Origin of the sequence: Pseudomonas sp. TH06 (assembly GCF_016651305.1) — a bacterium.
In the GTDB taxonomy this organism is placed as follows: domain Bacteria; phylum Pseudomonadota; class Gammaproteobacteria; order Pseudomonadales; family Pseudomonadaceae; genus Aquipseudomonas.
The window spans coordinates 4,784,121-4,806,752 of record NZ_JAEKEC010000001.1 but is presented as its reverse complement, the minus strand read 5'-3'; the positions used below and the strand labels follow the sequence as shown (position 1 = coordinate 4,806,752).

At 59.9% G+C, this 22,632-nt stretch carries 20 protein-coding genes and 1 tRNA gene; 10 read left to right on the top strand and 11 right to left on the bottom strand.

Annotation, left to right across the window (positions count from 1 at the left end):
• A tRNA-Sec gene (locus JFT86_RS21400) sits at positions 1 to 96 on the top strand.
• A gap of 54 nt (positions 97 to 150) precedes the next feature.
• Here JFT86_RS21400 and JFT86_RS21395 read toward each other — a convergent pair.
• A complete protein-coding gene (locus JFT86_RS21395; protein ID WP_201238209.1) occupies positions 151 to 375 on the bottom strand; it encodes a YgdI/YgdR family lipoprotein in 225 nt (74 codons plus the stop codon).
• A gap of 194 nt (positions 376 to 569) precedes the next feature.
• Here JFT86_RS21395 and JFT86_RS21390 point away from each other — a divergent pair, with 194 nt between their 5' ends.
• The 4 genes from JFT86_RS21390 (at position 570) to JFT86_RS21375 (ending at position 7,072) form a co-directional block, all read left to right on the top strand.
• Positions 570 to 2,222: a VRR-NUC domain-containing protein gene (locus tag JFT86_RS21390; protein WP_201238208.1), complete on the top strand. Its 1,653-nt coding sequence runs from the start codon at positions 570 to 572 to the stop codon at positions 2,220 to 2,222.
• Positions 2,219 to 4,534 (top strand): ATP-dependent DNA helicase, encoded by a 2,316-nt coding sequence (locus JFT86_RS21385; RefSeq protein WP_201238207.1) that lies wholly within the window; start codon positions 2,219 to 2,221, stop codon positions 4,532 to 4,534. The genes JFT86_RS21390 and JFT86_RS21385 overlap by 4 nt, the downstream gene beginning before the upstream one ends.
• Positions 4,535 to 4,539: 5 nt before the next feature.
• Positions 4,540 to 6,459, top strand: coding sequence for a PAS domain-containing sensor histidine kinase (locus JFT86_RS21380; RefSeq protein WP_201238206.1), 1,920 nt, complete (start codon positions 4,540 to 4,542; stop codon positions 6,457 to 6,459).
• Between the two features lie 76 nt (positions 6,460 to 6,535).
• Positions 6,536 to 7,072 (top strand): hypothetical protein, encoded by a 537-nt coding sequence (locus JFT86_RS21375; RefSeq protein WP_201238205.1) that lies wholly within the window; start codon positions 6,536 to 6,538, stop codon positions 7,070 to 7,072.
• A 132-nt stretch (positions 7,073 to 7,204) separates the two neighbouring features.
• Here the strand turns inward: JFT86_RS21375 and JFT86_RS21370 are convergent, their stop codons facing one another.
• The 4 genes from JFT86_RS21370 to JFT86_RS21355 all read right to left on the bottom strand — a co-directional run bounded on the left by JFT86_RS21370 (position 7,205) and on the right by JFT86_RS21355 (position 9,836).
• On the bottom strand, positions 7,205 to 7,501 hold the full coding sequence (locus JFT86_RS21370) for a hypothetical protein (protein WP_201238637.1): 297 nt from the start codon (positions 7,499 to 7,501) through the stop codon (positions 7,205 to 7,207).
• A gap of 150 nt (positions 7,502 to 7,651) precedes the next feature.
• Positions 7,652 to 9,013, bottom strand: a complete 1,362-nt coding sequence (locus JFT86_RS21365) for a cation:proton antiporter (protein ID WP_201238204.1) — start codon at positions 9,011 to 9,013, stop codon at positions 7,652 to 7,654.
• Between the two features lie 275 nt (positions 9,014 to 9,288).
• Positions 9,289 to 9,555, bottom strand: a complete 267-nt coding sequence (locus tag JFT86_RS21360) for a short-chain dehydrogenase (protein ID WP_201233451.1) — start codon at positions 9,553 to 9,555, stop codon at positions 9,289 to 9,291.
• Positions 9,552 to 9,836, bottom strand: coding sequence for a DUF3077 domain-containing protein (locus tag JFT86_RS21355; RefSeq protein ID WP_201233450.1), 285 nt, complete (start codon positions 9,834 to 9,836; stop codon positions 9,552 to 9,554). The genes JFT86_RS21360 and JFT86_RS21355 overlap by 4 nt, the downstream gene beginning before the upstream one ends.
• 621 nt (positions 9,837 to 10,457) lie before the next feature.
• Between JFT86_RS21355 and sfnG the strand changes: the two genes are divergently transcribed.
• Positions 10,458 to 11,546 (top strand): dimethylsulfone monooxygenase SfnG, encoded by a 1,089-nt coding sequence (gene sfnG, locus JFT86_RS21350; protein WP_201238203.1) that lies wholly within the window; start codon positions 10,458 to 10,460, stop codon positions 11,544 to 11,546.
• 121 nt (positions 11,547 to 11,667) lie between these two features.
• On the opposite strand, the gene JFT86_RS21345 is transcribed toward sfnG, so the two are convergent.
• Both JFT86_RS21345 and JFT86_RS21340 read right to left on the bottom strand, forming a co-directional pair.
• Positions 11,668 to 12,147 (bottom strand): nuclear transport factor 2 family protein, encoded by a 480-nt coding sequence (locus tag JFT86_RS21345; RefSeq protein ID WP_103302046.1) that lies wholly within the window; start codon positions 12,145 to 12,147, stop codon positions 11,668 to 11,670.
• Between the two features lie 55 nt (positions 12,148 to 12,202).
• Positions 12,203 to 12,766 carry a TetR family transcriptional regulator gene (locus JFT86_RS21340; protein ID WP_201238202.1) on the bottom strand — a complete coding sequence of 188 codons (564 nt, stop codon included), beginning with the start codon at positions 12,764 to 12,766 and terminating at the stop codon, positions 12,203 to 12,205.
• Positions 12,767 to 12,960: 194 nt separating this feature from the next.
• On the opposite strand from JFT86_RS21340, the gene pssA reads away from it, so the two are divergent.
• Positions 12,961 to 14,304 carry a CDP-diacylglycerol--serine O-phosphatidyltransferase gene (gene pssA, locus JFT86_RS21335; protein ID WP_201238201.1) on the top strand — a complete coding sequence of 448 codons (1,344 nt, stop codon included), beginning with the start codon at positions 12,961 to 12,963 and terminating at the stop codon, positions 14,302 to 14,304.
• A 121-nt stretch (positions 14,305 to 14,425) separates the two neighbouring features.
• Here the strand turns inward: pssA and efeO (JFT86_RS21330) are convergent, their stop codons facing one another.
• From efeO (JFT86_RS21330) to efeU, 4 genes are read right to left on the bottom strand one after another with little or no spacing between them, the layout of a single operon-like run.
• Complete coding sequence (efeO, locus tag JFT86_RS21330) at positions 14,426 to 15,250, bottom strand: iron uptake system protein EfeO (protein WP_201238200.1); 825 nt, start codon at positions 15,248 to 15,250, stop codon at positions 14,426 to 14,428.
• Between the two features lie 27 nt (positions 15,251 to 15,277).
• Positions 15,278 to 16,576, bottom strand: coding sequence for an iron uptake transporter deferrochelatase/peroxidase subunit (gene efeB / locus JFT86_RS21325; protein WP_201238199.1), 1,299 nt, complete (start codon positions 16,574 to 16,576; stop codon positions 15,278 to 15,280).
• A 17-nt stretch (positions 16,577 to 16,593) separates the two neighbouring features.
• On the bottom strand, positions 16,594 to 17,793 hold the full coding sequence (gene efeO / locus JFT86_RS21320; RefSeq protein ID WP_201238198.1) for an iron uptake system protein EfeO: 1,200 nt from the start codon (positions 17,791 to 17,793) through the stop codon (positions 16,594 to 16,596).
• An 8-nt stretch (positions 17,794 to 17,801) separates the two neighbouring features.
• Positions 17,802 to 18,650 carry an iron uptake transporter permease EfeU gene (efeU, locus tag JFT86_RS21315; protein WP_201238197.1) on the bottom strand — a complete coding sequence of 283 codons (849 nt, stop codon included), beginning with the start codon at positions 18,648 to 18,650 and terminating at the stop codon, positions 17,802 to 17,804.
• A 291-nt stretch (positions 18,651 to 18,941) separates the two neighbouring features.
• On the opposite strand from efeU, the gene JFT86_RS21310 reads away from it, so the two are divergent.
• The 3 genes from JFT86_RS21310 to JFT86_RS21300 all read left to right on the top strand — a co-directional run bounded on the left by JFT86_RS21310 (position 18,942) and on the right by JFT86_RS21300 (position 22,629).
• Positions 18,942 to 19,958: an AraC family transcriptional regulator gene (locus JFT86_RS21310; RefSeq protein WP_201238196.1), complete on the top strand. Its 1,017-nt coding sequence runs from the start codon at positions 18,942 to 18,944 to the stop codon at positions 19,956 to 19,958.
• 228 nt (positions 19,959 to 20,186) lie between these two features.
• On the top strand, positions 20,187 to 21,851 hold the full coding sequence (locus JFT86_RS21305; RefSeq protein WP_201238195.1) for an AMP-binding protein: 1,665 nt from the start codon (positions 20,187 to 20,189) through the stop codon (positions 21,849 to 21,851).
• A 16-nt stretch (positions 21,852 to 21,867) separates the two neighbouring features.
• Positions 21,868 to 22,629 (top strand): SDR family NAD(P)-dependent oxidoreductase, encoded by a 762-nt coding sequence (locus JFT86_RS21300; RefSeq protein WP_201238194.1) that lies wholly within the window; start codon positions 21,868 to 21,870, stop codon positions 22,627 to 22,629.
• Positions 22,630 to 22,632: the final 3 nt, after the last annotated feature.

Sequence of the window (22,632 nt, the reverse complement as noted above, 5' to 3'; positions counted from 1 at the left end):
GGAAGGCAATCGCGCCCGGTGGCGCGGCCGGGCTTCAAACCCGGTTGGGGACGGCATCCGTTCCCGGGCAGGTTCGACTCCGGCTGCCTTCCGCCATATCAAGCGCAAAACATCGCAACCTTCGGCTGTGCCTGCGCAGAGGGTAAGCCGTCAGTCTTCCTTGCGTACGGTGGCCACTTCATCGGCGCGTACTTTTACCTTGGCGCCGGAAATGTCCTCGAACTCATAGAAGCCATCCTTGGTTTTGGTCTTTGGCATGTCTTTGGTCAGGTACTGTGTGCCGTTCTGCAACGTCACCACAGTCTGGGTCGAGCAACCGCCCAAAGCCAACAGGGCGGCTACTGCCAAAGGAATGCCCAATGTCTTGATTTTCATACCCACCTCAAATTCCTCATTCCATGTGATACCGAGCATTGTCGGTGTTCTATCGCGGTTGGTGCCATTACACCGGGAAAAGTTCGATGGCGCGGTGAAAAAATGCCATTGATCTTTTTCCGTTTGCGCCGGATGGGGCAGAGCTGGTATCTGTACGCATAACCAGTACTCGCTCGCCATGGCCCTGAATTCCCGTGACTGCCAATCCCCTCGACGATCCGTTCTATTACCTTAACAACTTCCTGCAAGTCATTGATTGGCTTGAACTTCGCTATGCCGATGTGATGAGCGAAACGGAGCAGGCGTTTATCGGCGACTTCAGGGCACTGCCTAAAGCCTCGCAGGGTTTGCTGGTGCGGATGGTGATGCGCAAGGGCCTGCATTTTCGTGCGGGTAAACTCAGTTACCCGGAAATCGGCGATATCGCCCAAGCGGCGCAGCCGTTGCTGGATCACGGCTGGATCGACGAGCAAGCGCCGCTGACGATCGCAGAATTGTTCGATGTGTTGCTCAAGGCCGAAATCCTGCAAGCGTTCGGCGCCTTTATCGAGCAACCCAAGGGTCGCAAGGACGACTGGCTGCCAGTGCTGGCCGAAGCGTTTCCCCAGGCACAAAGCCTGCGCGACTGGGCACCGCTGCTGACCGATCGCCTGTTCAGCCTGACCATCATGGACCTGTGCGACCGTTTGCGTCTGATGTTCTTCGGCAATCTGTATCAGGACTGGTCGGAATTCGTGCTCGCCGACCTCGGCATCTTCACCTACGAAAAAGTCGAGTTCTGTGCCGATTCCCGAGGCCTGCGCAGCCGTGAGGACGTCGACGCCTGCCTGTTCCTGCACCAATGCCAATTGCGTTTCGAGGCCGGTGAGCCGCTGGAACCCATCGTTGCTCAGGTCAGTTCCTTGCATTTCGATAACCCGTGGCTGCAACGTCGACGCGGCAAGCTGTTGTTCCAGATCGGCCAATACTGCGAACGCATTGCCGAGTTTGCCCTGGCCCTGAGCATTTACCGGACGTGCGCCTATCCCGGCGCTCGATTACGGATGATCCGCGTGCTGGAGCGCTGCGGCGAATACGGCGTGGCCCTGGAACTCGGCACGCTCGCCGAACAGGCGCCGGAAAGCGCCACCGAACAGCAAGGCCTGCAACGCATCGTGCCAAGGCTGCGGCGCAAACTCGGTGGCCCGCCGCTCAAACGTGCGGTGGCAAAACCGGTCGAGCGTCTGGATCTGCACCTGCCGCGTACCGATCCGGCGCAGTCGGTGGAGTTTTATGTGCAGGCGCATCTGCACGCCGAGGATGGCCCGGTGCATTACGTCGAAAACAGCCTGATCAACTCGCTGTTCGGTCTGTTGTGCTGGCCGGCAATTTTTGCGCCGCTGCCGGGGGCGTTCTTTCATCCGTTCCAGCGCGGGCCGGTGGATCTGCTCAACGAAGACTTCCAGCAACGCCGCGCCGAACGCTTCGAGGCTTGCCTCGGCGAACTCGATGACGGCCGCTATGCCGACACCATCCGCGCCCGATTCGTCGAAAAATGGGGGGTGCAGTCGCCGTTCGTGTTCTGGGGCGCGTTGAATGAACAACTTCTGGAGCAAGCGCTGGCCTGCCTGCCCGCCGCACACCTCAAGCACTGGTTCAATCGCTTGCTGCTCGACATCAAGGCCAACCGCGCCGGGATGCCCGACCTGATCCAGTTCTGGCCGCAGGACAAAACCTACCGGATGATCGAAGTCAAAGGCCCGGGCGACCGCTTGCAGGACAACCAACTGCGCTGGCTGGAGTTCTGCCATCAGCATCAGATGCCGGTGGCCGTGTGTTACGTGCAATGGGCGGAGCAGAGCGCTTGAGCTATAGCATTGCAGTGCGGGCGCTGTGTGAGTTCACCGCCAAGACCGGTGACCTCGACTTGCGCTTCACGCCGTCGCCGACGGCAATGGAAGGCATTGCCGGCCATCGCACAGTGGCCTCGCGGCGCAATGACCAGTATCAGAGCGAAGTGGCTCTGGAAGGCGAATTCCGCCAACTGAAAGTCAAGGGCAGGGCGGATGGCTATGATCCGGCGCAGAACTGCCTGGAGGAAGTCAAAACCTACCGTGGCGACCTGAGCAAGCAACCGGACAATCACCGTCAGTTGCACTGGGCACAGGCGAAAGTCTACGGCTGGCTGATGTGCCGCAAACTCGATCTGCAGCAGATCAACGTGGCGCTGGTGTATTTCGATATCGTCAGCGAAAAGGAAACCTGTCTGGTCGAAGCGTTCAGCGTCGCGACCTTGCAGGTTTTTTTCGAGGCGCAATGCACGTTGTTCCTGCATTGGGCCGAGCAGGAAATGGCCCATCGTGAGGCGCGCAATCGAGCCGCAGAGCAACTGACGTTCCCCCATGCGGACTTTCGTCCCGGCCAACGGCATCTGGCCGAATCGGTGTTCAAGGCTGTGAGCACCGGCCGTTGTCTGATGGCTCAGGCCCCGACCGGCATCGGCAAAACCCTTGGCACGCTGTTCCCGATGCTCAAGGCATTGGCGCCGCAGCAACTGGACAAGGTGTTCTTTCTCACCGCCAAGACCCCCGGACGCAAACTGGCGCTGGATGCCAGTCAGGTGTTGTTCGATCAATCGGCGACGTTGCCCTTGCGGGTTTTGGAGATGGTCGCCCGCGACAAGGCCTGCGAACACCCGGACAAGGCCTGCCATGGCGAGTCCTGTCCGTTGGCCCAAGGGTTTTATGATCGCCTGCCCGCCGCCAGGGAAGCGGCCAGCCGCGTCAAACTGCTTGATCAGGCGGCGATGCGCGAAGTCGCCGCGCGGCACTCGGTGTGTCCGTATTACCTGAGTCAGGAAATGGCCCGTTGGGCGGACGTGGTGATCGCCGACTACAACTATTACTTCGATTTCAGTGCGCTGTTGTTCGGGCTCGCGCAGCTCAATCAATGGAAAGTCGCGGTGCTGGCGGATGAGGCGCACAACCTGGTCGAGCGCGGTCGGCAGATGTACAGCGCCAGTCTTGATCAGGCCACACTTGGCAGCGTGCGCAAAACTGCACCACAGGCGTTGAAAAATTCCCTGCAACGGCTCAACCGGGAGTGGAATGCGCTGCACGCGCCGCAACTGGCGGCTTATCAGGCCTATGACAAGGCCCCGGAAAAACTGCTCCAGGCGATTTCCCTGTGTTGCGCCGCAATCGGCGATTACCTCAATGATCATCCGCAAGGCCTCGACAGCGGTCTGCAGAATTTCTATTTCGACCTGCTGAAATTCGGCCGCGTGGCGGAGTTGTTCGACGAGCATTACCTGTTCGACATCAGCAAACGTGACCTCGAGCGCAAGCGCCCGCTGTCGCAACTGTGCTTGCGTAACGTGGTGCCGGCCGCGTTCATCGGCCCGCGCTTGAAAGCTGCGCGCAGCAGCGTGCTGTTTTCCGCGACCCTCAGCCCACGCCACTATTACGCCGATTTGCTGGGCACGCCGGCCGACACAGTGTGGATTGACGTCGAATCGCCGTTCAGTGCCGAGCAGTTACAGGTGCAGATCGTCAGTCGCATTTCGACGCGTTTCAACCATCGACAGGCGTCGCTGGAACCCATCGTAGAGCTGATCGCCCGTCAGTTCAGCGAACGGCCGGGCAACTACCTGGCGTTCTTCAGCAGTTTCGATTACTTGCAGCAGGTGGCGACGTTGTTGGCCGAACGCCATCCGCACATCACCCTGTGGCAGCAATCGCGAGGCATGGTCGAAGGGGCGCGGCAGGCCTTTCTCGATCAGTTCACTGCCGACAGCCAGGGCGTCGGCTTCGCGGTGTTGGGCGGGGCGTTCGGTGAAGGCATCGACTTGCCCGGCGCACGCTTGATCGGCGCCTTCATCGCCACACTGGGGCTGGCGCAACTCAACCCGGTCAACGAACAACTGAAGCGACGTATGGCGGCGATATTCGGCGCCGGTTACGACTACACCTATCTGTATCCCGGTGTGCAGAAAGTGGTGCAGGCCGCCGGACGGGTGATCCGCACGCGGGAGGATCGTGGCGTGGTGATGCTGATTGATGACCGCTTTGCCGAGAGCCGGATAAAACAACTGCTGCCCCGCTGGTGGACAATCAGCAACGAAGCGGCTTCCCAATTGGCTGGATTGCCCCATACTTCTGCTCATGACAACGGCTGGTGAGAGTGATGAGCGATAACTACAAGACCGCAGCAATCGAGAACATGCGTTTCAGGCTGTTGATCGATGCGGTTGTCGACTATGCGATCTACATGATCGACCCGGACGGCATCATCACCAGTTGGAACTCCGGCGCCAAGCGCTTCAAGGGTTATGAAGAGGCGGAAATTCTCGGCGAGCATTTTTCGCGTTTCTACACCGCTGATGATCGCGCCGCCGGACTGCCACAACGCGCACTCGATACGGCGATCCGCGAAGGGCGGTTCGAAGGCGAGGGCTGGCGGGTGCGCAAGGACGGCACCAATTTCTGGTCGCATGTGGTGATCGATCCGATCATCGCCCCCGACGGCAAGTTGCTCGGTTTCGCCAAGATCACCCGCGACCTGACCGACCGCAAGATGGCCGAGGAAACCCTCAAGCAAAGCGAGCAGCAGTTCCGTCTGCTGGTGCAGGGCGTGACCGACTACGCGATCTACATGCTCAGCCCTGAAGGTCGCGTCAGCAACTGGAATCAGGGCGCGCAGCGGATCAAGGGCTATCTGCCGGAAGAAATCATCGGCCAGCACTTTTCGGTGTTTTACACCCCCGAGGACCGTGAACTCGGCGAGCCGCAACGGGCCTTGGCGATTGCCACGAAAGAAGGCCGTTTCGAGAACAAGAGCTGGCGGGTACGCAAGGACGGCACGCGGTTTCTCGCGCATGTGGTGGTTGATGCGATTCGCGGAGAGACCGGCACCTTGCTCGGTTTCGCCAAGATCACCCGCGACGTGACCGAAGCCCATCAAGCCCAGGTAGCCCTGGAAAAGACCCGAGAGGCATTGGCCCAGGCGCAGAAGATGCAGGCCATTGGTCAGCTCAGCGGCGGTATCGCCCATGACTTCAACAATCTCCTGACGGTGATCCTCGGCAATCTGGAGATTGTCCAGAAGCGCATTGGCGACGACCCGAAAATCACTCGTCTGCTGGAAAACGCCACCCAAGGTGCGTTGCGCGGTGTGTCGCTGACTCAGCGCATGTTGGCGTTCGCCCGTCGTCAGGAACTCAAGACCGAGTCGGTCGATATCCCGCAACTGGTGCAGGGCATCACCGGGCTGTTGCGCAGTTCAATGGGCCCGGGGATTCGCATCGAGACGAACTTTCCTGCAGGTCTGGAACCGGTCCTGGCGGATACCAATCAACTGGAACTGGCGTTGCTCAACCTGGCCACCAACGCTCGTGATGCGATGCCTGAGGGCGGCGTAATGACCATCTCCGCACAGCCCGAAGTCGTGCTTGAGCTGGCCCATTCGGAACTGCCGGCTGGGCGTTACATCTGCCTGAGTCTGACCGACAGCGGTGAAGGCATGGACGCGCAGACACTGGCTTCGGCCCGCGACCCGTTTTTCACCACCAAAGGCGTGGGCAAAGGCACTGGGCTAGGGTTGTCGATGGTCCATGGCTTCATCGAACAATTGGGTGGCCGTTTTATCCTCAAGAGCGAAAAAGATCACGGCACCACGGCAGAACTGTGGATACCGGTGGCCGTCGAGGGCGCCGCCGTCAAACCTTTATACCCACCTGCCGCGCCGATTGTGGTGCCACGACTGAGCGTGCTGGTGGTCGACGACGACTCGCTGGTGTTGACCAGCACCAGCCTGCTACTCGAAGACCTCGGCCATCGCGTGGTCAGCGCCACATCGGGCGCTCAAGCGCTGGCATTGTTCGATCAGGGCGAGGTCATCGACCTGATGATCACCGACATGGCCATGCCACAGATGAGCGGCGCGCAACTGGCCCACGCGGTGCGCCTGCTCAAACCGGACCTGCCGATCATCCTCGCCACCGGTTACGCCGAACGTCTGGAAGGCTTCGGCGCGCAACTGCCGCGTCTGCCGAAACCGTTCACGCAATTGAATCTGGTGGAGATCATTGCCCAGGCGATGAAATGAGCGGGGGCACATCCGGCTGAACTAGTCTGCAACGGGGCGCTTCTAAAGGTTTTCCCTGCCCCGGAGCATGCGTCTCTTGCCTCGCATACTGACCCACTCAACCGCTAAAGAAACCCAGGCCGAACATGACGCGAAGATGTTCGGTTCGCCCAAGGAACGACTGGATTTCTATCGCCGGGAGATCCAGTACGAAACCAGCATCCTCGCCAATCGCACCGACGCCTATCTGGCGGCGCAGTCGTTTCTGGTGATTGCCTTTGCGTCGTGCATGGCCAACCTCAACCCGGAGTGGGGCAAGCTGTTTACGCTGGTGGTGCCACCATTTCTGGCGCTGTTGGGGCTGCTCAGTTCGCTTAATGCCTGGCCGGGCATTCGTGCGGCGTATGACATCATTGATCACTGGCATTTCAAGCAGAGTCATCTGCTGCTCAGCGAGCCATTGATGGGCTTGGCCTATGACGAGTCGCCGCTGTTCAGCGAGATGGAGTCGAGCCACAAGGGCTATCGCAAGTCGCTGCTGTTTTCGGTGCGCACGCCGTGGATTTTTGCGACGTTCTGGGTGTTGCTGGGGAGTTATGCGGTGTTTATCCAGGTGACCAATCCGGGCGGTTGATCTGCTCCCGAAATCTACCAATACACTCTCCCTGTAGGAGCTGCCGCAGGCTGCGATCTTTTGATCTTGTTTTTCAAAATCAAAAGATCGCAGCCTGGGGCAGCTCCTACAGGAAAGTGAACGGTCACTATTTCAGTCGGCAGTTTCAAGCTGTCGCCGCAACCCCTGAGAGTTCTGCACCGACATCGGAATCGGCGGAAAATCCTCGTTCAGCACACACAAATGCTCGATCGCATCGGCAAATTTCACATCGGCCTTACGGCGTAATGCGCGGTAATGCTCAAACTGTTCAGAATCCAGCTGCCCGCTTTCGAGCAGCTCATGCGCCGCTCGATTCAGCGCCTGCGCTTCTTCGAACAATTGACGATTGCGTTCCAGGGCCAAAGCCCTGCAAGCCTTGATTTGCGCAGGAGTCGAGCATTCTTTCATGGCGGTGACCTTACTGTTCAATGATTCCTTTTCATGGGCGAAACGCCGCAGGGGAACCGAACCTGCCGGGCCCCGCCGGGTGCATCTGGCGGGGGTTATGCTTGTGACCGCTGGCCATCGCCGAGAGATCCATTTTTTTGCTGAAGATTTTCATCCCCCGGAAACCCGTGTGGGGGATTTGTTTTTGCGCTGTTCGTAGCGCGCCAGAATCGGCTGGGTACTGATCCCGTGCAGCAAAATGCTCAGGGCCACGACCGAGAGCGTCAGGTCCGTACACAGCGCGGCCACCGAACCGTCGAGGCCATGATTCAAGGCATAAAACAGATAGAAAAGACTGCCGATACCGCGAATGCCGAACCAGCCGATCAACAGCCGTTGCCGTCCCTCCAGCAGCGAGCCCCACGGCATCAGCGCCACGCACACCGGACGAATCACACCGAACAGCACGGCGCCGACCAGCAGCGCCCGCCAGTCCCAATGCGTCACCAGCACCACGCCGAGCAGCGTCACCAGAAACACCTCCATGGCGCGTTCAACGAGGCTGCCGAAGGACAACATGTCACCCATCATGATCCCGGCAGCGACCTGACTGACCTCCAGCCGCTGGGTATCACCGTGCACCGCGTGTTGCGGCTCAACGTTCTGATGGCCCACCACCGGTTGCACCAGGTGTTCGGCAGGCGGTTGACCGGCGCCGGTGGATTTCACTTCTTCCTGACGCAGACCGAGCCCCGCGGCAAATACCGAGAGAAACCCGTAGCCACCGATGGCCTCGGCCACCACATAGGCGAGGGCGATCAGGGCCAGCGCCAGGTAATCATTGGGGCTCAGCGTGCTGTCGTCGTTGTGAATACGCATGGACAACGTCAAGCGGCCGATGCCTCGACCCATCCAGTAGCCAGTCAACAACCCGGCGGGCACGGCCCACAACAGGCTGCGCAAGATCCAGTCCGGCCACTCACTGGAATGCCCGGAGCCGTCGAGCAGCAACAGGCCGAGCAATACAAAGGGAAAGGCAATGCCGTCATTGAGTCCCGCTTCACCGGATAAGCCAAATCGCACGCTGTCGACGTCCCGCGCATCGTTGACTTGCACCAGCGCTGCCAGCACCGGGTCGGTCGGTGCCAGAATCGCGCCGATCAGCAACGACGGCCCCCACGCCAGTTGCAACCCCCAGTGCAGCAGCAGACAGACGCCCGCGATGGTCAACACCATCACCGGGCCTGCCAGGCCAAACGCGATACGCCAACGCTTGTCACGCAGCGGCAGACGCAACTTCAGCCCGCAGACAAACAGCGAAAACAGCACCGCGACTTCCGTCAAGTGCTCCATCCACAACGAGGCGTGTTCCAGAGGCAGTTTCAGCAGGTCGAGGCCGCTGGGGCCGATGCCGATACCCAGCAGCAAACACACAGCCGAAGTGGTTACGGGCATCCAGCGCAGATACGACGAGGTCAGTGCCAGCGTCAGCAGCACCGCACCGAGCACTGCGACCCACACGACAAAACTCATGATGCGCCGCCCGCGCAGGTTTCAACGGACGGCACAGGCACCACGTCCCGACGTCCAATAAATGAAGAGCTTGATAATAGGCGTAGACATGACGACTTCCTGACCCTGCGGACCGGTTGGGCACTTAAAGGTATGGAGAGTCGCCAGAGGGCCGGGTTCACTTTATTTACCGAACCCGTAACCGTGTAGGAGCTGCCGCAGGCTGCGATCTTTTGATCTTGAGAACCAACATCAAAAGATCGCAGCCTGCGGCAGCTCCTACACAAGCTTATAGATCAAACCCGCAACTGGATCTGCCGCCCCAACACATCCATCACATCACAGCCATCACGCAGCAACATCGCCGCCGCGTGGGCCAGTTGCTGCACGTCGGCACCCTTGGCCGAGGTGATATCGAGACTGGCCAGGCTTTCCATCATCTGCGTCACCGCCAGAAACCGACTCGCCGCACTGGCGTGCAACACATCCAGCGGAGCCTCGGTGGAGACCAGCAGTACGGGAATGCTGTCTTCGTTATGCGTCATCGAAAGGTGCGAATTCATGCGTCACCCCCAGTGCGAGCGGCGTGCAAACCATCGACCGATGCCTGCACCAATGCGCGTGCAGTGCCGAGCATTTGTTGGCTGGCCCAGCGCAAGGAGCCGCTGTGTTCCGGGCGGGTGGCGGTGGGGGCTTGATGGGCGAGGGCTTCGGCGCAACTGAGGTAGACCGTGGCGTGTTCGAGGGCGTCGAGTAACGGGATGCCGGGTTGAACGGCGAAGAGGTGGTGGGCGACGTGGTCGCAGCGGGTGAAGGGGGTAGCGATTGTGGTTGGATCGGTCATCGGTGCATCTCCCAGGAATTGGAGTTGCCACGAAATCGCCGTCAAACGAATTGGGTGGCAACTGTACGCGGGTTGACGGACCGGTCCTAGGAACCCGGCGCACTCGAAAGCGCCCCACGCACAGCTGCCATGGAGCTGCGCAAAGGACCTAGGGAAATACCGAGCCGTCAAACCCGATCACGAATGAGTCGTGACGGACGCGAGGATAGGGAGTGAGGGCAGACCCGTCAACCGCCGCAATCCTTGCAGGATGACCACAAATCATTGTGGGAGTGGGCTTGCTCACGAAAGCGTTGTATCAGACAGCAATGATGTTGAATGACCCCGCGCTATCGCGAGCAAGCCCCCTCCCACAGGTTGATCGCATTCCATAGCTCAAGCTGCCGTAGTGACGGCCGAGCGGGATTTTCGCGGCGAAATTCCGCACTTGTTCATCGGGCATGGTCGAGGAGGTCGCCAGCCCCGTAAATCTTTGCTGCAACTGTTGCCCAGCCAACAGCCACCCGACAAACAGCCCTCCAGCAAAACACTCCCGCACCTCTCAATCGCAGTCAATCCGGGTGTTTCGCGGCTGGCACGCTTGCTGCTCTGGGTTACTCATCTCCCGAACGTCCCGAGGACATGCCAATGAGTCAGCAAGCCGTGAAATTTGCCTACTGGGTGCCGAACGTCAGCGGTGGGCTGGTGGTCAGCAAGATCGAGCAACGCACCGATTGGGGCATCGAGTACAACCGCAAACTGGCGCAGATCGCCGAGTCGGCCGGGTTCGAATACGCGCTGACGCAGATCCGTTTCACCGCCGGGTACGGTGCCGAGTTTCAGCACGAGTCCGTCGCGTTCAGCCACGCCTTGCTTGCAGCGACCAGCAAACTCAAAGTGATTGCAGCGATCCTGCCCGGCCCTTGGCAACCGGCGCTTGCCGCCAAGCAACTGGCAACCATCGATCAACTCACCAACGGCCGGATTGCGGTGAACATCGTCAGTGGCTGGTTCAAAGGTGAATTTCAGGCCATTGGCGAGCACTGGCTGGAACACGACGAGCGTTATCGTCGCTCGGAAGAGTTCATTCGCTCGTTACGTGGCGTCTGGAGCCAGGACAACTTCAGCTTTCGCGGCGACTTCTACCGTTTCGACAATTACACCCTGAAACCCAAACCGCTGGGCCGTCCGGAAATCTTTCAGGGCGGCAGTTCGCGTGCCGCGCGGGACATGGCAGCGCGGGTCTCCGACTGGTATTTCACCAATGGCAACAGCGTCGAGGGGATCAAGGCGCAGGTTGATGACATTCGTCAAAAAGCGGCGGCCAATCATCACTCGGTGAAAGTCGGCGTGAACGCCTTTGTCATCGCCCGCGACACTGAGGAGGAAGCCCGGGCGGTGCTCACGCAAATCATTGATCAGGCCGATCCCGAAGCGGTGAATGCCTTTGGCGACGCGGCGAAGCAGGCGGGCAGGGCATCACCGGAGGGTGAGGGCAACTGGGCGAAATCGACGTTCGAGGATCTGGTGCAATACAACGATGGTTTCAAGACCAATCTGATCGGAACGCCGCAGCAGATCGCCGAGCGAATCGTCGCGCTGAAAGCGGTGGGTGTGGACCTGGTGCTGGCGGGTTTCCTGCACTTTCAGGAAGAAGTGGAGTACTTCGGCAAGCGGGTGTTGCCATTGGTGCGTGAACTGGAGGCCGAAAAAACCGCCGCTGTTGCCTGAATCCTACACATCCCCTGTAGGAGTGAGCCTGCTCGCGATGGCGTCTTAACATTCAGCCTAAGTGTTGACTGATACTCCGCTATCGCGAGCAGGCTCACTCCTAAATGTTATCGGTGTTGAATCAGAGGCCGAGGTCGGACAGCCCCGGGTGATCATCCGGGCGTCGGCCCAGTGGCCAGTGGAACTTGCGTTCACTTTCCTTGATCGGCATGTCGTTGATGCAGGCGTAACGCTGGAACATCAGACCGTTGTCATCGAACTCCCAGTTTTCGTTGCCGTAAGAGCGGAACCAGTTGCCCGAATCGTCGTGCCATTCATACGCATAACGCACGGCGATACGGGTATCGGAGTAGGCCCAGAGTTCCTTGATCAAGCGGTAATCCAGCTCTTTCGCCCACTTGCGGGTCAAGAAGGCTTTGGCTTCTTCGCGGTTGTTGGCGAACTCGGCTCGGTTACGCCATTTCGTGTCGAGGGTGTAGGCCAGCGAAACTCTTTCCGGATCGCGGGAATTCCAGCCGTCCTCAGCCAGACGAACTTTCTCGATGGCCGATTCACGGTTGAAGGGGGGCAATGGCGGACGCACCTGGGCTGCAGTAGACATAGTCAGTCTCCCGAAAAAGTTAACGTTTAAACAACGGGTCAGGCTTATTAAGGCGTTACAGGTCCAATAACTTTCGCGCCATGCATTGCGCATTATCGGCGGCACTGTGATCACCCATCACAAGCGCTACGGTAATGGCGCCGTCAATCAGGATCAGCAGCTGTTTGGCCAGCAGTTGCGGATCTTCGGCGCCATGTTCGGTACACAGCTCGTACACGTAGTCGAGCAGCTTCTGTTTGTGGTCTTTGGCGACCTGGCGCACCGGGTCCTGTGGATCACCGGTTTCGCCGCTGGTGTTGATGAAGGCACAGCCACGGAAACCTTCCGAGGCAAACCAGCCCTTGAGTACGGTGAACAGGTTGAGCAGGCGATCGGCCGGGGTTTCAGCCTGATCGACCGCGCTTCGGTACCAGTGCATCCAGCGCACATCGCGGCGTTGCAGGGCGGCGACGGTCAGCTCTTCCTTGTTGGCGAAGTAGCGGTAGATGCTTTTTCTGGAGACGCCGGCGGTCTTCACCAGAAGATCCATGCCGGTGGCCGCGATGCCACTTTTGTAGATCAGCTTTTCGGTGACATCGAGAATGATGTCGCGGGTCGAGGTGTCAGTGATTTCGTTCATGCGGCGAACAGTAGAACGATCGTTCTCCTTTGGCAAGGTGTTTTTAAGATCAAAAGATCGCAGCCTTCGGCAGCTCCTACATTGATCTGTGTAGGCGCTGCCGAAGGCTGCGATCTTTTAGAGTGTCGGCAAGACCCGAGGGATGCGATGGTGTAAGCTCTCGGGTTCTTCGGATTCGACCCATTGCGAGCCCTATGCCGTTGCTTTTCAAACGTTCTCTGCTGCCCAAACTGCGCAGCTTCCCGCTGACCGCCGAGGCCGTGACCATTTTGTCCGGCGCCGCCGAGTTCCGTCGTTGCCTGCTGGAGAAGGTCGCCACGGCGACCCGGCGCATCTACATCGTCGCGCTCTATCTGCAGCAAGACGAAGCCGGTCAGGAAATCCTCGATGCCTTGCACGCCGCCAAACTCAAGCGTCCCGAGCTGGAAATCGCTGTGGTGGTCGACTGGCTGCGTGCGCAGCGCGGGCTGATCGGCGCTGGCAAGCAGCCGGGCAATTCGGCGTGGTATCAGGAAATGACCCGCACTCACCAGAGTGAGGTGCCGGTCTACGGCGTGCCGGTGCAGACCCGCGAACTGTTCGGCGTTCTGCATTTGAAGGGTTTCGTGATCGACGATTGCGTGGTGTACAGCGGCGCGAGCCTGAACAACGTCTACCTGCACAAGTTCGACAAGTACCGTTTCGACCGTTATCACGTCCTGCAAAGCCGTGAACTGGCGGATTCGATGCATCACCTGGTCAAGCACGGCCTGATCGAATCGAAAGCCGTGCATCGCCTCGACCTGCCAAACCTGCCGACCACGCGCAGCCTGCGCAACGACATTGGCGATCTGCGCAGCCGCCTCAAATACGCCACTTACGACACCGCCACCGGCAGCACCGCCAGAGATGGCCTGTCGGTCAGTCCATTGCTCGGCGTGGGCAAGAACAACCCGCTGAACCGGGCGATTCTCGAACTGATCGCCAGTGCGCAGAAACAACTGACCATTTGTACGCCGTACTTCAACCTGCCGCTGGGGGTGATCCGCGAGGTCAACCGCGCCCTGGCGCGTGGGGTGAAGATCGATATCGTGGTCGGCGACAAGACCGCCAACGACTTCTACATTCCGCCGAGCGAGCCGTTCAAGGTGATCGCGGCGTTGCCGTACCTGTACGAAATCAGCCTGCGCCGCTTCGCCAAACGGCATCAGCGCAACATCGACAGCGGCCAGTTGAACCTGCACTTGTGGCGTGATGGCGACAACACCTATCACCTCAAAGGCATGTGGATCGATCAGCGCTATACGCTGCTGACCGGCAATAACCTCAATCCACGGGCGTTCCGACTGGATCTGGAAAACGCGCTGCTGATTGATGATCCGAAGGGGGAGTGGCTGGAGCCGCGCGCGCAGGAGCTGGAGGAGATTTTCCGGCATACCACGCGGATCACCAGTTTTCAGAATCTGGAGACGCTGCCGGAGTATCCGAGCGGGGTGGCGAAGTTTCTCAAGCGTGTGAGTCGGGTGCGGATCGAGCGATTGCTCTACCGGATTTTGTAAGGTTTAAATTTGTAGCGGTCATACAACCGCTATCGCGAGCAGGCTCACTCCTACAGGGGAACGCATTCCAATTGTAGGAGTGAGCCTGCTCGCGATAGGGCCAGACCAGACGCTAAAAAACTCAGTTCAGACCCAACTTGCCACGCAACGTGGACAGGTCTTCCGCCAGTGTATTCACCGGCCCAACCAGCGCCTTGCGGTCGTTATCCTTCACCTTGTCATACGTCTCGAAACCACCGTCCTTGGTCTTGTACTTGGCCAGGATTTTGTCGACAGTGGCAAAGTTCTTGTCGACTTTGGCGACGAAAGCCTTGTCCTGTTTCTCGATCTGCGGACGGAACAGGTCGACGATTTTCTTCGCGCCATCGATGTTGCCCTGGAAGTCATAGAGGTCGGTGTGGCTGTAACGGTCTTCTTCACCGGAAATCTTTGTCGCGGCGACTTCTTCCAGCAGTGCAGCAGCACCGCCGACGACTTTCTCAGGCGGGAAGGTCAGGCCGGCCACGCGGGTTTGCAGGTCTTTGACGTCGCTGTCGAGCTTGTCGGCCAGCTCATTCAGACCCTGGGTGCTTTTCTCCGAGAACAGCGAGTATTCAATGCGGTGGAAACCGGTGAAATCATCTGCCTTCACGCCTTTCTCGTGGTCGTCGACACGCGAGTCGATGGACGCATCGAGGTCACTGAACAGCTCGGCAATCGGCTCGATCGACTCGTAATACACGCGGGTCGGTGCGTAGAGTTTTTGCGCAGTGGCCAGATCACCTTTTTTCACCGCGTCGGTGAATTGCTGGGTGTGGCTGGCCAGTTCGTCGAGCTGCTCGGTAACGTAAATCTTGTAGTCCGAAACCGGCCCGACCAGATCCAGCGGTGCTGTCGCGGCGAACGCCGACAGCGGGGTGTTGAGCAAACCAAGGGTCAGCAATAACGCGAGTGGCGTTTTTTTCATGGGGGCGGCTCCAGTGTTGAGATTGTTTTATGCAGCTGTTTTCGGTTGTGTGGCGTTGAGCAGCGAGCGACCGATAAAGTCCTTGTCGCCCGTGACACCCGGAAGGGTGAAGAAGTAACCGCCGCCGACCGGTTTGAGGTACTCCTCAAGCGGTTCGCCGTTGAGGCGGGTCTGTACGGTGATGAAACCTTTTTCCAGATCGGCCTGGTAACAGATGAACAGCAGGCCCATGTCGAGCTGGCCGTTCTTGTTGACGCCGTTGGAGTAATTGAACGGCCGGCGCAGGATCAGGCTGGCCTGCGTCGCGGCGGTGCGCGGGTTGGCCAGACGGATGTGCGCGTCGAGTTTGGTCAGCTTGCCTTCCGGGTCTTTGCTGTAGTCCGGGACTTCACTTTCATGGTTGCCGCCCATGGGCGCGCCAGTGGTCTTGACCCGGCCGAGGATGCTTTCCTGTTCCTGCAACGGCGTGCGATCCCAGCGCTCGACGAAGTTGCGGATGATCCGCACCGCTTGATAACTGCCGTGAGCCGCCCAGGCCGGTTCGTCGCTGCCGGGTTGCACCCAGACGAGGCGATCCATGGCTTTGGCGTCGTTGGAATCGGGGTTGGCCGAGCCGTCGCGGAAACCGAGAAAGTTGCGTGCCGATTGCGCCGGCACACCCGGTTTGGCCGGGGCTTGCGGCGGCACGCTGCCTTCCTGTTTCCAACGCACCAGCAGCAGGTCCGGCAGGTTCTTGACGATGTCGCGCAGGGCGTGAATGTTGGTGTCGGCAGTGTTGGAGCAGAACTGCAAACTCAAGTCGCCGTGGCAGCAATCGGCTTCCAGCGCATCGTTGGGGAAACCGACCATGCGTTGCAGGCGTTTTGGTTTGGCCTCGGCCAGGCCGAAGCGCTCGTCGAACAGCGATTCACCCACCGACACGGTGATGGTCAGGTTGTCCGGAGTGACGACCGGGCCGAGGATGCCGGAGTCCGGTGGCGGCAGTTTCGGGTCGATCTGCGCCACCGGGCCGCCCTTCATCAGGAAAGCGATGCGTTCGTTGAGCGTGCGGAACAGCCGCTCCAGATCTTCGCGATCACTGGCCAGCACGTCGAATGACACGAACATGCCCGAGGCCGGGCGCGGGGTGACGATGCCGGTCTGATGCACGCCGTGGAAATCGTGGCGGTCTTCAGTCTTGTCGCTGCTCGGCGCTTCGGTGACTTGCGCAGGTGCTGCGGCCATGGCCGGGCAGCTCAGGGCCGAGCCCGCGAGGGCGACACCGGCAGCGCCCATGCCCATCAGGACACGGCGACGTTGCAGGTTGAGTTGTTCGGAATCTTTCATCGGTACTCGTCTTCTGCTTACAGGCCGGAGAGGCCGAGGGCGGGATCAATGCCATCCAGTGCGTCGGCCAGGGCCTGAGCCTTGTCGGCGATCTGCTTGCGTTGTTCGCCGCTGACAGTGTCGTAAGTGGCGTAGCCGTCCTTGACCTTGAAGCTGTTCAGTTGGCTGTCGAAATCCGCCAGTGCCTGATCGATTTTTGGCAACAGATCGGCGGCGGATTTGCTCAGCATCGGCCGCAGCAACTCGACAACTTTGTGTGCGGTTTCGGCATTCGCGGCAAAACCGTTGAGATCGCTGTGGCTGTAGCGTTCTTCTTCACCGCTGGCGGCGCGTACATCGGCCAGGGTGTTGAGGTTGCGCACCACGATATTGACCAGTTGCTCCGGTGGCAGCGTCTGCGCGAGCAGTTGCTGTTTGAGCGTGGTGACGTCGCTCAGCAAGCGCTGCGAGACGGCAGCGAGTTCGTCGAGTTTGCGTTGCTGGAACAATGCGTATTCGAGGCGGTGGAAGCCAACGAACGCCGGATCCTGCTCGCGCTTCTCGAAGTAATCGGCTCGGGCGTTGATGCTGTTGTCCAGTTCCGCCAGACGCTGCGCTGCCGGGGCCAGACGTTGATAGGCGGCACGCGCCGGCAGGTACAACGCCTGCGCCTGGCTGAGATCGCCACTGGCAATCGCCTGATCGAGTGCGGTCACTGCTTTGATCAGCGCGCTACCCTGGCTGGCCAGATACACGCGGAATTCCGACAGCGGCCCGACGAAGGCGACCATCGATGGTTTGGCCTTGGCGGCCGCATCGGAAGCAGCGGTCGGCGTCACGTGCAGGGTGCCGCGCGGGTTGCTCAGCAGGCCGCAGGTGATTGCGTAGTCGCCGGGTTGCAGGTTGGCGTTGATCACCTGGCTCAGGCCCGGCGCAATGTTTTCGCGCTCTTCGACCACCAGCACACCGTCGAGAATTTCCCATTCCACGGCACGGTCGGAGCGATTGACGATGCGGAAACTGGCGCGACCGGCCGGTACGGTCAGTGCATTCGGCTCGCAACTGCCCGGATGAATGTTGACCACCACTTCGTCATGGTTGAGCTGACGCTTGGCTGCGGCCATTTTCGAGGCGTAGTAGAACAGGCCACCGGCAGCGATCATCACGACCACCGAACCGGCCACCGCCCAGCGCAAGGCACGGGGAGGGGAGGCCTGAGGGGTATTAGGCTTTGACATGGATGCCCTTATTGGCTGGAAACGGAAGACGATTTGGCTGCTTTCGAGGCAACCGGCGCGGCGGGATAGAAGAACATCACCAGCGCCACGACGAGATAGATCAGGTACGCACCGAGGGTGCTGACGGTCGGCGCATCCTGATAACCGAACATGCCGGCCAGCACCGAGCCCAGCGGGCCATCCATCGGCAACGTCGCGCTGAAATCGAAGAGCACGGTTTGCAGGTGATTCCACAGGCCGGCTTCATGCAGGGCCTGTACCGAGTTGGCGAGAATCCCGGCGGCGACGACGAGAATGAACAGCCCGGTCCATTTGAAGAATGCCGAGAGGTTCAGGCGCATGCTGCCGGTGTAGATCAGAAAACCGACGATGATCGCCAGAATCAGACCGAGCAGAGCACCGATCGGCGCGCCGGGGCCTTCGCTTTGCTGGAACACCGCGAGCAGGAAGAACACCGTTTCCAGACCTTCGCGAGCGACCGCGAAGAAGACCATGGCAATCAGCGCGATCACCTGATGTCTGGAGGAGGTCAGCGCCTGATCCAGCGAGGCTTGTAGCGAATGTTTGATCGACCGTGCGACCTTGCGCATCCAGAACACCATCGAGCTGAGAATGCCCACCGCCACCAACCCGACCACGCCTTCGAAAAGCTCCTGCTGTTTTTGCGGGAATTCGGCGCTGACCAGTTCCAGGCCACCACCGACCAGCAGGGCCAGCGCTGCGGCGAGAAACACGCCGATCCACACGGCGGGCATCCATTGGCCACGGCCGGTCTGTTGCAGGTAGCTGGCGATGATGCCAACGATCAGCGCGGCTTCAATGCCTTCGCGCAGCATGATCAGAAAGGGAACGAGCATTCGACATCCAATAAGTCATTCGAAGAGGTTACAAGTTGTAACATAATGACACTCATTCTCACATGACATTCATTGACATGAAGCTGAACGGTAGCTGAACAACCTCAATTTTTGCCTCACACAGATCCCTGTAGGAGTGAGCCTGCTCGCGATGGCGCTGGGTCAGTCAGCACATATTTTTCTGACCGGCCGCCATCGCGAGCAGGCTCACTCCTACAGGGGTTCGTGTTCAATTCGTGTCCTGCGGTAAGATGCGCGTCATTCGAAAAACAACAGGAATAGCCGAGTTCCATGTCGGAAAAAGACACCATCGCCGTGCAACTGGTGCGTGAAGCGCTGCTGCAAAGTTGTGCCCCGGGCGTGGCCACGGAAGACGCCTTGAACAAGGTCGGCATCGATCCGGCGCTGTTGCAAAGTGAGGATGGCCGGGTGCCGGCCTCGCAATACGCCAGGTTCTGGCGTTTGCTCGCACGGCGTGGCGATGACGAGTTCTTCGGCATGGACCCGCGCCGGCTCAAGTCCGGGAGTCTGGAGTTCCTCTGTCGCAGCGCGATGGCCCAACCGACGCTGGCCGGCGGTCTGAACACGGGGCTGACGTTCCTCTCGCTGATGCTGGAAAAAATGCCCGCGCAACTGGTGCATCAGCAGAGCCTGGCGGAAATCGTCCTGCTTGAAGATGATCCTCAGCCACGCCGCGCCTTTACGTATTTCACCTACTGGATGATCGTGCACGGCGTGGCGTGCTGGCTGGCCGGGCGGCGGATTCCGATTCTGGCGATCGAACTGCGTTGCCCGGCGCCGGATTTCACTGATGACTATCGGGTGATGTTCTCGGAAAACCTGCGTTTTGATCGACCGCGCACGCGGATGATTTTCTCCGCCGATTGCCTCGATCTGCCGATCAAACGCAGCGCTGAAGAGCTCAAGCGCTTCCTGGCTCACGCACCGGCGAACATTCTGGTGAAGTACCGCGACCCGGAAAGCCTCGCCAGTCGGATCAAACAGGACTTGCGCCAGTTGCCCGCCGAGCAGTGGCCGGAAACCGAGGCGCTGGCCCAGCAACTGTGCATGTCGGCCTCGACGTTGCGTCGGCGGCTGGCGGAGGAAGGGCAGACCTATCAGGGGCTCAAGGACAGCGTGCGCAAGGAACTGGCGATTGTCTGGCTGGCGGAGCCTTCGATCAGTTTTGTCGAGATTGCGGCGCGACTGGGGTTTGCCGATGCCAGTTCGTTCTACAAGGCGTTTCGCAAGTGGTCCGGGTCCAATCCGGGGCATTACCGCACGTTGATCCTTAACGAAGTTGTTTGATCTGGCCCTATCGCGAGCAGGCTCACTCCTACATTTGAAATGCGTTCCCCCTGTAGGAGTGAGCCTGCTCGCGATAACGCCAGTCCATGCAACACACAGCTTGAACCCTGGCCAAACCAGTCAGCCACTTTGATGGCTTTGACCATTGCCCCAAGTCCCCCGCAGCGCGACTATCCATCTGTTGTTTACGGTTCCCCAACCTAATAAAAACACAGAGGGATTCTGGCAATGCGCGATTACTTGTCTGCCACTGAACAGTTCAACTATCAGCACACCGTGGACGCCGCACTCTGCGGCACGCTTGAAGCACTGAATGCCTGCGTCGAATGCTGCGACCGCCACGCATTGCCCGGGCGTATCGCGCTGTTCTGGGAAGGTCGCGACGGCGCCAGTGCGACGTACACCTTCAGCGACCTGCAGGACAAAGCCGCGCGTTTTGCCAATTTCCTCCTCGCCCAAGGCGTGCAGAAAGGCGACAAGGTCGCCGGTCTGCTGCCGCGCAATATCGAATTACTGATCACCGTGTTCGCCACCTGGCGCATCGGCGCGGTGTATCAACCGCTGTTCACCGCGTTCGGCCCTAAAGCCCTCGAACATCGCCTGAACAGCTCCGGCGCCAAAGTCGTGGTGACCGACGCGGTCAACCGGCCAAAACTTGCGGAAGTTGCCGATTGCCCGACCGTGGTCACCGTTGGCGGCGCCAAGGGCCAGGGCATTGTTCGTGGCGATTACAGTTTCTGGGCCGAGCTGCCCAACCATTCCAACATCTGCGAACCGGTGCTGCTCACCGGCGAAGACCCGTTCCTGTTGATGTTCACCTCGGGCACCACCGGCCCGTCGAAAGCCCTTTCCGTGCCACTCAAAGCCATCATCGCCTTCCAGAGCTACACCCGCGACGCGGTTGATCTGCGTCCGGAAGATGCGTTCTGGAACGTGGCCGACCCGGGCTGGGCCTACGGCATCTACTTCGGTGTGACCGGGCCGTTGTCGATGGGCCATCCGATCACCTTTTACGATGGTCCGTTCACCCTCGAAAGCACCTGCCGGGTGATCAACAAGTACGGCATCACCAACCTCACCGGTTCACCGACGGCGTATCGCTTGCTGATTGCCGGCGGTGATGAGTTTGCCAAGTCGATCAAGGGCAAGTTGCGCATCGTCAGCAGCGCCGGCGAGCCGCTGAACCCGGAAGTGATCCGCTGGTTCGCCGACAACCTCGATGTGGTCATTCACGACCATTACGGCCAGACCGAGCTGGGCATGGTTCTGTGCAACCACCACGGCCTCGATCACCCGGTGCATGTCGGCGCTGCCGGTTTCGCCTCGCCGGGGCATCGCATTGTGGTGCTCGACGATCAGTACAACGAACTCGGCGTCGGCCACCCCGGCATTCTTGCCATCGACCGTCCGCAGTCACCGATGTGCTGGTTCGGCGGCTACCAGGGCGCGCCGACCAAGGCCTTCGTCGGCGATTACTACCTGAGCGGCGACACCGTGGAGTGGAACCCGGACGGCAGTATTAGCTTCGTCGGCCGCAGCGATGACGTAATTACCACATCTGGCTACCGCGTCGGCCCGTTCGATGTCGAAAGCGCATTGATCGAACACCCCGCCGTGGTCGAAGCGGCGGTGGTCGGCAAACCCGATCCGGAACGCACCGAACTGGTCAAGGCCTTTGTCGTGCTCAGCGCGCAATACCGTGCGGCGCCGGAGTTGGCCGAAGAGCTGCGGCAACATGTGCGCAAGCGTCTGGCCGCGCATTCATACCCGCGTGAAATCGAATTTGTCAGCGAATTGCCCAAGACCCCGAGTGGCAAATTGCAGCGCTTTATCTTGCGCAACCAGGAAATCGCCAAAGCTCAAGAGGCTGCGGCGAAGAACGTTTCAGCTTGAATCAGGAAGTACAGTCATGCAGATCGAGAACAAGGTTTTTATCGTCACCGGCGGCGCATCCGGCCTCGGTGCCGCCACCGCTGAATTGCTGGTCAGTGCCGGCGCCAAAGTGATGCTGGTGGACATGAACGCTGAAGCCGTCGCCGCGCAGGCCCAGCGTTTGGGCGCTCAGAGTGTGGTGGCCGACATCAGCAACGAAGCCGCTGCCGAAGCCGCCGTGCAAGCGACCGTCAGCGCCTTTGGCAGCCTCAACGGTCTGGTCAACTGCGCCGGCATCGTCCGTGGCGAGAAAATCCTCGGCAAAAACGGCCCGCATGCACTGGCCAGTTTTGCTCAGGTTATCAACGTCAACCTGATCGGCAGCTTCAACATGCTGCGACTGGCCGCTGCCGCCATCGCTGAGTCCGAGGCGAATGCTGACGGCGAGCGCGGTGTGATCATCAACACCGCTTCGGTGGCGGCGTTTGACGGCCAGATCGGTCAGGCAGCCTATTCGGCATCGAAAGGCGCGATCGCCAGCCTGACCCTGCCGGCCGCCCGTGAACTGGCGCGCTTCGGCATCCGCGTGATGACCATCGCCCCGGGGATTTTCGAAACCCCGATGATGGCCGGCATGACCCCGGAAGTACGCGACTCGCTCGCTGCTGGCGTTCCGTTCCCGCCGCGCTTGGGCAAGCCTGCCGAGTACGCCGCGCTGGTTCGGCATATCATCGAAAACAGCATGCTCAACGGCGAGGTGATCCGTCTCGACGGCGCCTTGCGCATGGCCGCCAAGTAAGGA